The sequence below is a fragment of the Brevefilum fermentans genome (assembly GCF_900184705.1).
Lineage (GTDB): Bacteria > Chloroflexota > Anaerolineae > Anaerolineales > Anaerolineaceae > Brevifilum > Brevifilum fermentans.
In genome coordinates this window covers 298,185-309,669 of the sequence record NZ_LT859958.1, presented here as the reverse complement: position 1 = coordinate 309,669, position 11,485 = coordinate 298,185, and the positions used below count along the sequence as shown (strand labels likewise).

The window sequence follows — 11,485 nt, the reverse complement described above, 5'->3', positions numbered from 1 at the left end:
ACAGATCACAGTCCCATGAAACTTTCCAATGGAAGCACCTGGCGCGGGAGGTCGGTCAGGGTCTCGAGCCCGGTTTCAGTGACCACCACGTTATCCTCGATGCGCACCCCACCCTTGCCCGCCAGGTAAATCCCGGGTTCCACGGTAAAGGTCATTCCAGGTTCCAGGACGAGCGCATTATTTTCAAAAATATACGGCTCCTCATGCGCTTCCATCCCCAAGCCATGCCCGGTGCGGTGGGTAAAGGCTTCGCCATACCCCGCCTCCTCAATCACTGCCCGCGATGCTCGGTCAACGGAACCCGCTTCAATCCCAGCACGCCCGGCAGCCCGACCCGCCTGGTTGGCGCGCAACACGATCTCGCCAATTTTCAACAGTTCGGGGTCCACCTCGCCAAAGGTAAAGGCGCGGGTAATGTCAGAGAGGTACCCCTCGTAACTGGCGCCCCAATCCACCAGCAGCAGATCGCCTTCTTTCAACCTCCTATCGGAGGGAGTGCTGTGCGGGTTAGCGCTATTCTCCCCAAAAGCCACGATCGGGGAAAAGGACAGTTCAGGACCCGACCCGGCACGCAGCAATTGAATGATCAACTGGTTTGCCACTTCCTTTTCGGTCATCCCTGCTTTGATGCCTTTCAACGTCTCTAACAACGCGTCCTGGGCGATGATGGCTGCCTGGTGCATTTTCTTGATCTCGGTTTCATCCTTTGTCATGCGCAAACCTGCCAGGCAGGCGCTAGCATCGAGAAAACCTGCTTCACCTAACACATCTCCCAGGTACATCATCTCGAGGTAACGCATGCGGGTAGCTTCCACTCCCAGATCTGTGCTGCCCAGGCCAAGGTAGTCAGCCGCGCGGAAAAAGGCCTCCGGTCGGGTCTCGGGGTCATCGCTGTAGGTGAACGCCTCGATTTTAATCGGGATGTCTGCCAGTTTTCCCGTTTCCAGAGCGGGCAAGACCAGGGCAGTTTGCCCTCCAGCGGTGATCAAGAGCACGGTTGGTCGCTCCATCAGGTGAAAATTCAAACCCGTCAGGTAATTCAGCGTGGGGCCGGGGTTCAATGCGATTCCGGGCATTGTAAATTCGGCCATTAACTTAATTAATTTGTTGATTCGTTCCTGCATGATCCTGCCTCCTTCGTTAGCTATCGGGATTATTATAACCGATGGATGGGTGGTGGTCCCCCATTACAGCTACCTACCTGTTTTGCTCTCCTGTAAAAATATCTCAGCAGGGCACACAACCTTTCAATTTCAATGCCAGATTTCATGGCAACAAAAAAGGCTGCCTTTGTTGACAGCCTGTTTCTCTTGATGCATTGACCAGCAAATCACTCTAAAAGCTTTTGCGCCCGGTAAAGGTCCAGGGTCTCCACAGCGTGGCGTAAATGTGGAATGACAATGCTTCCACCCACCACCAGGCTGACATTAAACGCCTCGTAAAGTTCTTCGTCGCTCCAACCCGTATCCACACACTGCAAAATGTGATAATCGATACAATCATTGCAACGCAGCACCATGGAAGCCACCAAGCCTAACAACTCTTTTTCTTTCCTGCTCAAAACGCCGTCTTCATAAGCACGAGTGTCCAGGTTGAAAAACCGCTTGATTCCCAAGTGGTTAATCTCGGTAATGCGCGTGTTCATTTTTTGACGATAATTCTGGAATTCTTCCAGGCGGTCTACCATATCAATCACCTCACAGGAATAATTTATACTCGAAACGCTTTATCTTTTCTTGCGCAGGATCGTCTCACGCAAGGTCGCTGCGACCAGGATTAAGAGCAGGATCGTGCCCCAGAAGATAATCTCTCCTGTGTGACCAATTTCTTCAGGGTCCAGGAAATCTTCGGCAGACAGGATGAGGACCCCTGTATCAGAAGAATTCTCCAGGTCTCCCACCACTGGGGTTGCCTCCGGTGTCAGCACCACGGTTCGTTCTCCAGTCGGTTTCGAAATCGGGCTGCGTAACGCCAGCACAGCGAGTCCGATGATGATCACAATCATCGCTACCAGGGTCCACATCAAACGCGGTCCCCAAAACGATCCATTTCCATTCTCAAAATGATCTGACATGCTTATTCACCCAAATTTTCAATGACCTGCTGAGCAGCCTGAGCCGGGTCAACCAGACCTTGCAAAACCTGCCGGCTTCCATCCCGGAGGAAAGGTCCCAGGGTAAGAATAACCTCGTTTGGCGGGCGCAGAAGTGTTGTCACCTCAATCTGACTGAGCGTTGTGCGAATTTTCTGGTTTGACCACCCTTCCAGCGAAGACGGTCGCGGGGGGAGATATCCAGCCTCCCTGGTCCAATCCGCCAGATAATCCGCCTGCACCAGGAACTCTGCCAGCTCTACCGCCAGTTGCTGCCGGTGTTCTTCCGGTGTAGCCAGCGCCCAGCTGAGCCCTGTTCCCAGTGAAATAAGCTGCTGCGAGCCCGGTAAAAGCGGGGCAATCATCGCATCGGGGGGCAACTCCTGCAGATAATAAGAAGCCCAGATGACAGCCAAATCCACCTGGCCCTCCTTGAAAGCAGTCCAAACCTGACCAGCTGTCTGGTACTGGTTCAACCACTCCGGAAAGGTCTCGGCTTGAACACCCTGTTCAAATAGCCGCAGAACTTCCGTCAGGGGGGAGAGCTCGAGCTGGGGTCTGCGCTGAGAATCCTGCAGCGCACCTCCCTCAGCCAGGTACATAGTCATCGGGAAAAGCGCCTGGTCGTGCTCTGCTGGGAAAGCCAGCACAAGGTCTTCTTCAAACAGGGCAGACCAAGTTTGTGGAAACTCTGTGATTGTTTCGGGGCGGTAAACCAGGGTCATCGCATCGGCTGCAAAGGGAAGGCCAAAGGTGCTGCCCTGGATCAAAGCCATGTCGCGGGTAAAACCGTACCAATCCGTGTCGTCCGGTATTTCGGTCATTCCATCCATTGGAAAGACCAGGCCCTTCAGCGCCGCGGTTTCCAGATCAGTCCGCGTGAGGGCGACCAAATCCGGCAAAGACCCGGGCGCGGCGATGCTGCTGGCAGTGAGTGCATCCAGCAGTCCACCCGCGCCACTCGCCGCCTTGACCCGCACGTTGATCTCAATTCCTCCGTGTGCATCAGAGAAGGCTTCCAAACGGTTGGAAAAGCGTTGGCTGGCCCCGGTACCCAGTTCGGGATCCATATCCGGCGGGACCCACACCGTCAGACTGGTGATCGGTGCCGGGGGTTCTTCGACCTCATGGCTCACATCAGGTGTGGGCGTGATTTCCTCAACCGTTTCTGTCGGCGTGCTGGAAACCTGTTCGTCAGCGTTTAACCAGGGGAGGTCAAATGGCAGGCTGTCGCAAGCCGAAAGCAGCAGACTCAACAACAACCCAATCCCGAGAAAAAACTTAATCCTTTTCAAAGCCAGTCCACCATCCATTCCGATTTTTATTCTAAAATGATTGGATCGCTAAGCAGTTTAACCAATAACCGAACCGCATTTTCTACATCATCAGAGTCTACCATCTCTGATGGTGAATGGATATAACGGCAGGCAATCGAGATACAGCCGGTGGGAACGCCGCTGCGGGTCAATTGAATGGCGCGCCCATCGGTTCCGCCAGCCTCAAGCACTTCCAATTGATAAGGAATACCTGCCTCCTGCGCAGATTTAACCATCCAATCCACCAAGCGCGGGTCGGCAATAAAGCTGGCATCGCGCACTTTAATCGCGACCCCATCGCCCAGGGCTGTTGCCATCTTCGGGTTGGTGCGGGGGGTGTCGCCGCTGCGGGTCACGTCAATGGCAAAGCCCACTTGCGGGTCGACGCCATAGGCAGCGGTAGTGGCGCCGCGCAAACCCACTTCCTCCTGGGTGCTGAACACAAAGTGCACCTCGTGGGGTGTGCTGGTCAGCCGTTTCATCGCCTCAATCGCCACGGCGGCAGCGATGCGATCGTCCATCGACTTAGCCACCATGCGCTTGCCCAGGTCCATGAAGGGACGCTCAAACCCGCACACATCGCCCACCTTCACTGGGCAATCCTCTTTGCTGGTAGCTCCCACATCGATAAAAAGGTCGCTCAGCTTGGGCATTTTGCCATATCCGATCCCGTCAACACCGATCACACCCCGGGTGCCATCCATGAACAGCACCCTTCCGCCAACACATGTTAACGGTGATACGCCGCCGATATTGGTGAAGCGCACAAAGCCCTTCTCATCAATATGTGTCGCCATCAATCCGATCTCATCGATATGCGCAGAGATCATCACCCGCATGCCCTCATCCGTTTTGGTGCCCTTTTTGGCAATTAAGCTGCCCAGGGCATCCACACGGATTTCGTCGGCATAATCCGCGACGGCTTCGCGGATCACATCACGGATGGCATATTCAAAACCGGAAGGTCCGGGTGTTTCAACAAGTTGTTTAATTAAGGATTTCATAGATTTGCTCCTGATAAAAATAGAGTTTAAAATCGCGTTTAGATGCGCATAAAGGGTCAGCCCCGCCGCTCGACAGCCAGCAGATCAGGGGTAACCCTGCCCAGTGCAGTGTGCAAGAGCCTCAGGGTATGGACCCAATCGTCCAGACGCGCCAAACTGACCGCTGTATGGGCATAACGGATGGGCACCGAAACAGAAACGCTGGGAATGCCGCTGCGTACTTTGTGGATGGCACCCGCATCCGTTCCGCCTCCGCCGGGTTGCCGTAACTGGCACGGAATTTCAGCCTGCTCTGCAGTTTCAACCAGCCAGTTCACCAGACGCCGGTCGGGGATTGTGGCGGCATCCAGCACATAGACAGCCGGACCCGCATCCAGGCGGGTATTATAGCGGTCGTTTTCGTCATCGTCATCCCAGTGTGGCAGGTCATACGCCGGGGTGGCATCCACAGCTATTGCCATATCCGGGTTGAAGGCATAAGCCGCCACCCGGGCGCCGCGCAGACCAACTTCCTCCTGGACGGTGAAGGCTGCCAGCAGGTCAATCTGCTCCGGCGCGTGTTTGAGCAGTTCAATCAAGGTTGCCACACCCAGCCGATCGTCCAGGGCTTTTGCCCGGATGCTCGGCCCGACCACCTCAAAACGGGTGGCAAAGGTCGCCCGGTCGCCGGGTTTAACCCTGTCGCCAATCTCAGGACCGAGGTCGATGCGCAGGGCGGAGGTTTCAATTGTGTTTTTACGTTCAGAGGGGGTGGTCATGTGGATCGGTTTGGCGCCGATTACGCCTGGAAGACCTTCCCGCCCAACCAGGACGGACTTACCGGGTAGCTGGCGTTCATCAATGCCGCCAATGCGTTCAAATTCAAACAGCCCATCGTCCTGCTTGTTAACGATCATGAAGCCAATCTCATCCATATGAGCGGCCAGCATCACCCGCACCCGATTCTCACCGCGGCCCAATTTGGTCGCCAGGACGTTTCCCAGTGCGTCCACGGTGACTTCGTCAGCGATCCCCTTGATCTCCTCCAGTACAATCTGGCGAACGGCATGCTCATCGCCCGAAACAGCCGTGGCATTACATAATTTTTTCAATAACTCGATCTGGCTGGCGCCGATTTCTGGCGCCTGTCCCGTTGGTTGATTATTCGTCTTGGTCATAAATCACTCTTCCCATTTGATGTGCTCAAGGGCATCCGGCGCCAGGTCAGCGATGACGGCTGCCATCAACCGCCCAGCCCGGCGGATATCCTTAAGTGAAACCGTTTCAACTGGCGTGTGCATATACCGTAGCGGGATGCCCAGCACCATGCAGGGGATCCCTTCTTCCACCACCTGGATGGCCATCGCATCTGTGCCAGACATTCTGGGCATTAAATCTCGATGATAGGGGATCTCCAATTCCTTGGCTTTATCCTCGAAAAGCTGGAATAAAGCCGGGTGGATGTTCGGTCCATAACCCAGGCCGACGCCCTTGCCATAGGGAAGGCTGCGCCAATCGGAGGAACCCGGGCCCCTGGCAAAGCAGACGTCAATCACAATGGCGATATCGGGACGGATATCAAAGGGCGAGGTCAACGCGCCGCCCAGGGTTTCCTCTTCCTGGGCGGAGGCTACCGCCCATACATCCCAGTGATGCTCTCGGCTTTTCAGTTCCTCCAGACACAAAGTGGTTGCAGCGACGGAAACCCGGTTATCCAGGGTGTGCCCGGCGAGCGCATCGCCGGTTAATTCCAGGGGTTCCTGGGCAAAGGAGATGATGTCGCCAACCCGGACTTTTTGTGCAACCTCATCCGGACGTAACCCCACATCGACGAGCAGGTATTTCATCTCCACCGGGCCGTCGCTGTCTCCTTCGGGAAGCAAGTATGCGGGCGGCTGGACTACCACGCCGGGCAGATCCTCCCGCCCGTGAACGGTCACCAATTGACCCGGCAAAATGCGATGATCAATCCCCCCGATTTCAGTAAAGCGCATCAAGCCATCATGGATACCCGTCACCATCATGCCAATAGCATCCATGTGCGCCGAGATCATCACCCGTTTTCTGGGCTGCTCTCCCTTGCCAGTTTTCAAACCGTGCAGGCTGCCAATTTTGCTCACCGTCAATTCGTCGGTGAGCGGAGCCCAGGCTTCCTGCACAATTTTGCGGATTGGGCTTTCAAAACCTGAAAGCCCGGCTGCAGACAACATTTCTTTAAGGTGTGTTAATAAATCAATCATCAAACTCCGTTTCTATGTCGGACCGATTCCTAAGGCACCAAATCCTCTTTTTCAGTCGGTATGAAGGACGGTGCCTCAGTGGGCGTCTCGGTGGGCGTCTCAGTCGGTGTCTCAGTCGGTGTATGGGTGGGAGTCGGCGTGAATGTCTCCGTTGGGGTTGCAGTGTTGGTCGGCATCGCTGTGTCTGTGGGGACTGGCGTGATCGACGGTGTCAGGGTGATATAGGGCGTCAGGGTAATCGTCGCCGTTCGGGTGGGGGTCGACGTGATTGTCGGGGTGAGTATTATCGGCCCGGATTGATTGATCCACAAAACCAACCCGCCCAGGCAATAACACGAAAGAGCCGCCAGTATCACCAGGATCAAAATGTACCGAACCCGCTTTTTTTTGCTCAGGTTTTCCAAGACACCTCCAACCCATCAAATCATAACACCAGGAGGCAGGCGGGGCAAGGCAGAACAGACGGTCCTGCCAAGCGCCGGGACCCTGGGGGATCAGGTTGGTTTTTGAACAACAAAAAATACCCGGGAAGAATCGACCTGCAGCTCAGTGCGCCTACTCAAAGAACCATAAATCGCTTCAATTTTAAACCCGGTTTCAGTCAAAAGAAATTGCAGGTCGGCTATCGGGTAGCCGCGCTCGCGATGGGTCTCCTGGATGCGTTCCCACAGCTCACCGGATGACCTGCTAAAAATGGTGATTTCCACGGTGGCAATCAGATTCTCATAATCAAATTCATGCCGATGGTATTCAATAAAATCATCCGTTTCATTCTGTACATAGGTTTTTTCGCGCATCCAATTCACAACCAACCCGTGAACCGTGTTCATATCAAAGATGAAGTAACCGCCCGGTCTGAGGGCTGCAAATACGCCATGAAAGGCAGCCTGCAGATCTCTCACCGTCAGCAGATAGTTCAAACTGTCAAAAAAACAGGTCACCAGGTCAAATTCTTCAACGAACTGCAGATTGCGCATGTCCTCGACTGAAAAATCCACCTGGATGCTCGCTAAGCGGGCGCGTTCTCGCGCCAGGGCGATCATCTCTGCCGATTGATCAACCCCGCTAACCCGATACCCCGCTGCCGCCATCACGACGGCAAAGCTGCCCTCACCACAGGCGATATCGAGCAGATCAACCGGGTGGAAATTGATCAGATCCAGGTATTCCGGCACCACGGACTCCGCCAGTTCCTGGGAAAAGCGCAGGTAAGGGCCGCGCTGGTAAAAGAGTGCAAAACGCTGATAAATTGACATTTTCACAAGCAATTATAGCCGGGAATGACAAAAGGTGAAAAAATGGTTGGCGCAGGTATTCCTGACGGCGAAGATCAGAAATTCACTTTCAGGTCCATTCCCTTGTACAGCGGCATGACCTCCCCGGCATAGCCGTTCATCAACAAGGTATCCCGCCGGCTGTTTTCCCCAATGCGCACTTCCGTTGCCTGCGACCAGCGAGGATGGTCTACCGCCGGGTTGACGTTGGCATAAAACCCATATTCATGCGGAGCAAAGGTATTCCAAAATGTGGGCGGCTGATCGGCAACCAGGGTGATGCTCACCAAGGATTTGATGCTCTTAAAACCATATTTCCAGGGCACCACCAGGCGAATCGGTGCGCCGTTTTGGGGCGGCAGGGGTTCACCATACAGCCCGGTTGCCAGCAGGGTCAGATCGTGCTGAGCTTCATCCAGGCGCAGTCCTTCCAAATACGGAAAGAAAAAGAACTCAGAATTAAGGCCCGGCATGTGTTCCGGGTCCATAACCGTTGTAAATGATACATAGCGTGCACCTGGCAAGGGTTTGACCTCCGCCAGCAGTTTATGCAGCGGGAATCCCAGCCAGGGAATGACCATCGACCAGCCCTCCACGCAACGCATGCGGTAGATACGCTCCTCCTGGATGAAGTTAGCCCGCATCTCTTCCATGCTGAAACTGTGCGGGTTCTCCACCATGCCGCCGACCTCAAGCGACCAGGGGTCGGTGACGAAACCCTGGGCAAGCTCCGCTACCCTGTTTTTGTTGACCGTATACTCGTAAAAATTGACATAATTCGTGATATCGTCATAACTGGTGAGTGTGTCAGGCGGGTTCGTTGGGCTGCCAGGGCTGTCGATCAGGCTCCTGATGCGTGGCTCACAACTAGCCAGAAGGGCACCCAGGGCAGCTAAGCCCATGCCCTTTATAAATTTTCTGCGTGACAGGTAGAGCGCCTGCGGGGTAACCTCATCGGGATCAACGGGAACGGAACGGATGTTTTTGTTTTTCATCGAGAGTCCTCCAGGGTTCAATGATCAGGGACACAGCCCAGGGCGCCGACCGGCGTTGCTGCTACCGGAGAGCGTTTCAGCAGGTTGTTAATTATACTTTTTATCCCCTTGCGCGCCCAAGCCAGCATCCCTCTCATGCCAGAGGGTATAATGACCGGGTTGCTAAAATAAAAGAGATTATGCCATGCTATTCAATCTTTCCGTTCCGGTCCTGATCTCCCGCATCATCACCCTGCTGATCGCGTTCACGGTCCACGAATTTGCTCACGCCGCCACAGCAGACGCCCTGGGCGATAGCACCCCCCGCCTTCATGGCAGGCTGACCCTCAATCCCCTGGCGCACCTGGACATGATGGGCACGATTACCCTGTTGTTTGCCGGCTTTGGCTGGGCTAAGCCCGTGCCGATCAATCCCTATGAGCTGCGGCGCAAAACCAGTGCGGGGGTGATGCTGGTCTCGATTGCCGGACCGGTCTCTAACCTTTTGCTGGCGTTGATCGCAGCCATCCCATTGCGTTGGGCGCCGTTGACGATGAGCAGCGGACCGATCCTACCCGGCGCGGGCGCGTTCTTGCTGGAATTCCTGTACATCAACCTGGCGCTGTTCCTGTTCAACCTGATCCCCCTGGCACCCCTCGACGGCGAAAAGGTGATTACCTACTTCCTGCCCAAACACTGGGCGACGTTTTACGATCGCATCCGTCCTTACAGCCCGTTGATCCTGCTGGCGATCATCTTCGTGCTACCCATATTCGGCCTCGACCTGATCTACCTGGTCATTCGCAAACCTTTGATGGGTTTGACACGCTTTTTGATCAACTGGTGAGCCGCGTGCCTGAAGAACGACCCCCTCAAAATCGTTTTTACTGCTATATGGTGCGCTGCGCCAATCATGCTTATTACACGGGCTGGACCACGGATCCCCTGCGCCGGATTGTCGAACACAATGCCGGACGGGGTGCGCGCTACACTCGCATGCATGGCCCGGTTGAGCTGGTGTATGTTGAAGAGGTGGAGAATCATATTGCTGCGCTCAAACGTGAAGCACAGATCAAAAAATTTTCACATGCCCGCAAAGCAGCGCTGGCTGCCGAAAATCCGCTGCCGGAAGCCTTCAGGTCATAATGGTATGCGGAACTTCACCGCCCACCGAACGCGTTCATTTATGCCCATTAGCTTAAGATGATCGATCTACAAAATTATTAACCAAAGTTAATGCTCTGATCATTCATTCGGTTTTGCAGGTTGCCAGGGTGAAAAAATTCACCCTATTTGGAATCAGGCCCTGCCTGTGCTCTGGATAACATGGCCATATCTAAATTCAGAATAGTGGTGTGTTACAATGGCCTGTCAAATTGGTGAAATTGATTCAATAAATTCAACACTGTTTCTCCTGGCAACCAGTCTGCCTTGGTTCGTTTTACCGGACGGTTTGCCCAATCCCATTTGTAATGGCTCCGTTCACGTAACGCCTCCAAGGTTGTGTTGGTAAATGCGGTATCGCCACCGGTAAAACCGATCAGAATATCGTTGCCATGTTCTTTACAAAGCCGGACCATTTCATAGAATTTACATGTCCCGGACCAATTGACCGAACGGGGCATTTTCTCAACCTCTGCTGTTGGCGTTGATTGCCCCTGGCGGGCAATCTTTCGTTCAATGATCCAGGTAAAAGTCTTCCCCGGTATCCAATTCCGCCTATCTTTTTTTCCCAACCCGTGTTTGACATCATCCCATTTAAATAATCGCTGTTCCAGGTAAGCCAGTGGGCTGTTTTCAAGCGCTTCACGTCCTCCAGAAAAGCCTATCACAATTGAATCACCAAGTGTTTTACTGAGATTGATTATTTCTTGGAAAGGGAGCTTGCCTTTAAAATTGGTGCCATCAGAAAGGTCTTCGCTGGATTGGGGAGGTTCCACTGGCTGGTAAAGTAAATTGCGCGATCGTCGCGAGATTGTGTCCAAACGAGATAATTCTTTATGGACAACCTCCCATTCTTGTGCAAAAGGGTCCGGGATGATTTTTGCAAGATCACTGAAACACAAGACGCGGTCTGCATGACCTTCAATTTTTTGCCGGGCGCTTTTAGGCACCAGATATATCAACCGGGCTTCACGGCAGTTGGTCATTTGATCATGGTAGGGTGCAAGCCGCTTTTCAAGCAGGTATTGATATTTACCAGATTCATTGGAGGCGTCACGCAATTCTTCAACATCCTGTACAAGGAACTCTCCACCAGAGGCATGTATCTGTCGGACCCGCTCGTTATAAATGGCATTCTGCTGGTCATTAACTGACGTATCTGAAGTCTTCAATTCAAAAAATAGCAGCATTTTTCGGCTTTTATTGAACATTAGCCAGTCAATATTGGTCGATTGGCGATTGTGTGTCTTTTTTAGGGGAAATTCTGGACAAATCATCACGATTTCACCCGAAAGTTCAGGGTCCTCCTGGAATGTTGCTGTCAAAACCTGTGGTAAAAACAGGCTCAGGATAGGCCCCACAGCACGTTCAACCTGTGCTTTTGGGATCATCGTCGCTTCCATAATATGGGCCATTAAAGTAACTATAAAGGATTCTTGCAT

General features: G+C 53.6%; 13 protein-coding genes. 2 read left to right on the top strand and 11 right to left on the bottom strand.

Annotated elements, in window-relative coordinates:
* Positions 1–5: 5 nt before the first annotated feature.
* The 10 genes from CFX1CAM_RS01365 to msrP form a co-directional block, all read right to left on the bottom strand.
* Positions 6–1,124, bottom strand: coding sequence for a M24 family metallopeptidase (locus CFX1CAM_RS01365; RefSeq protein WP_087861287.1), 1,119 nt, complete (start codon positions 1,122–1,124; stop codon positions 6–8).
* A gap of 206 nt (positions 1,125–1,330) precedes the next feature.
* Positions 1,331–1,687, bottom strand: a complete 357-nt coding sequence (locus tag CFX1CAM_RS01360) for a carboxymuconolactone decarboxylase family protein (RefSeq protein WP_087861286.1) — start codon at positions 1,685–1,687, stop codon at positions 1,331–1,333.
* Positions 1,688–1,726: 39 nt separating this feature from the next.
* Complete coding sequence (locus CFX1CAM_RS01355; protein ID WP_087861285.1) at positions 1,727–2,074, bottom strand: hypothetical protein; 348 nt, start codon at positions 2,072–2,074, stop codon at positions 1,727–1,729.
* Positions 2,075–2,076: 2 nt separating this feature from the next.
* Positions 2,077–3,387, bottom strand: a complete 1,311-nt coding sequence (locus tag CFX1CAM_RS01350) for an extracellular solute-binding protein (protein ID WP_157891635.1) — start codon at positions 3,385–3,387, stop codon at positions 2,077–2,079.
* 26 nt (positions 3,388–3,413) lie between these two features.
* Complete coding sequence (locus CFX1CAM_RS01345) at positions 3,414–4,412, bottom strand: M42 family metallopeptidase (protein ID WP_087861283.1); 999 nt, start codon at positions 4,410–4,412, stop codon at positions 3,414–3,416.
* Between the two features lie 56 nt (positions 4,413–4,468).
* Positions 4,469–5,569, bottom strand: coding sequence for a M42 family metallopeptidase (locus tag CFX1CAM_RS01340; RefSeq protein WP_087861282.1), 1,101 nt, complete (start codon positions 5,567–5,569; stop codon positions 4,469–4,471).
* A 3-nt stretch (positions 5,570–5,572) separates the two neighbouring features.
* Complete coding sequence (locus CFX1CAM_RS01335) at positions 5,573–6,631, bottom strand: M20/M25/M40 family metallo-hydrolase (RefSeq protein ID WP_087861281.1); 1,059 nt, start codon at positions 6,629–6,631, stop codon at positions 5,573–5,575.
* A gap of 29 nt (positions 6,632–6,660) precedes the next feature.
* Positions 6,661–7,035, bottom strand: a complete 375-nt coding sequence (locus CFX1CAM_RS11275) for a hypothetical protein (protein WP_157891634.1) — start codon at positions 7,033–7,035, stop codon at positions 6,661–6,663.
* 90 nt (positions 7,036–7,125) lie between these two features.
* Positions 7,126–7,887, bottom strand: a complete 762-nt coding sequence (locus CFX1CAM_RS01325; RefSeq protein ID WP_087861280.1) for a class I SAM-dependent DNA methyltransferase — start codon at positions 7,885–7,887, stop codon at positions 7,126–7,128.
* A 74-nt stretch (positions 7,888–7,961) separates the two neighbouring features.
* Positions 7,962–8,900: a protein-methionine-sulfoxide reductase catalytic subunit MsrP gene (gene msrP, locus CFX1CAM_RS01320; RefSeq protein WP_087861279.1), complete on the bottom strand. Its 939-nt coding sequence runs from the start codon at positions 8,898–8,900 to the stop codon at positions 7,962–7,964.
* Positions 8,901–9,084: 184 nt separating this feature from the next.
* Between msrP and CFX1CAM_RS01315 the strand changes: the two genes are divergently transcribed.
* The gene (locus CFX1CAM_RS01315) at positions 9,085–9,726 is read left to right on the top strand and encodes a site-2 protease family protein (RefSeq protein WP_087861278.1); all 642 of its coding nucleotides are present in this window, start codon (positions 9,085–9,087) and stop codon (positions 9,724–9,726) included.
* A 5-nt stretch (positions 9,727–9,731) separates the two neighbouring features.
* Positions 9,732–10,025, top strand: a complete 294-nt coding sequence (locus tag CFX1CAM_RS01310; RefSeq protein ID WP_231940995.1) for a GIY-YIG nuclease family protein — start codon at positions 9,732–9,734, stop codon at positions 10,023–10,025.
* A gap of 212 nt (positions 10,026–10,237) precedes the next feature.
* On the opposite strand, the gene CFX1CAM_RS01305 is transcribed toward CFX1CAM_RS01310, so the two are convergent.
* On the bottom strand, positions 10,238–11,485 hold the full coding sequence (locus tag CFX1CAM_RS01305) for a hypothetical protein (protein WP_157891633.1): 1,248 nt from the start codon (positions 11,483–11,485) through the stop codon (positions 10,238–10,240).

Bases quoted from the DNA above. Each gene is read 5' to 3' on its own strand.
- CFX1CAM_RS01335 (WP_087861281.1), bottom strand. From the start codon at position 6,631: ATGATTGATTTATTAACACACCTTAAAGAAATGTTGTCTGCAGCCGGG.
- CFX1CAM_RS01305 (WP_157891633.1), bottom strand. From the start codon at position 11,485: ATGCAAGAATCCTTTATAGTTACTTTAATGGCCCATATTATGGAAGCG.
- CFX1CAM_RS01315 (WP_087861278.1), top strand. From the start codon at position 9,085: ATGCTATTCAATCTTTCCGTTCCGGTCCTGATCTCCCGCATCATCACC.
- CFX1CAM_RS01325 (WP_087861280.1), bottom strand. From the start codon at position 7,887: ATGTCAATTTATCAGCGTTTTGCACTCTTTTACCAGCGCGGCCCTTAC.
- CFX1CAM_RS01360 (WP_087861286.1), bottom strand. From the start codon at position 1,687: ATGGTAGACCGCCTGGAAGAATTCCAGAATTATCGTCAAAAAATGAAC.
- msrP (WP_087861279.1), bottom strand. From the start codon at position 8,900: ATGAAAAACAAAAACATCCGTTCCGTTCCCGTTGATCCCGATGAGGTT.
- CFX1CAM_RS01345 (WP_087861283.1), bottom strand. From the start codon at position 4,412: ATGAAATCCTTAATTAAACAACTTGTTGAAACACCCGGACCTTCCGGT.
- CFX1CAM_RS01355 (WP_087861285.1), bottom strand. From the start codon at position 2,074: ATGTCAGATCATTTTGAGAATGGAAATGGATCGTTTTGGGGACCGCGT.
- CFX1CAM_RS01365 (WP_087861287.1), bottom strand. From the start codon at position 1,124: ATGCAGGAACGAATCAACAAATTAATTAAGTTAATGGCCGAATTTACA.
- CFX1CAM_RS01340 (WP_087861282.1), bottom strand. From the start codon at position 5,569: ATGACCAAGACGAATAATCAACCAACGGGACAGGCGCCAGAAATCGGC.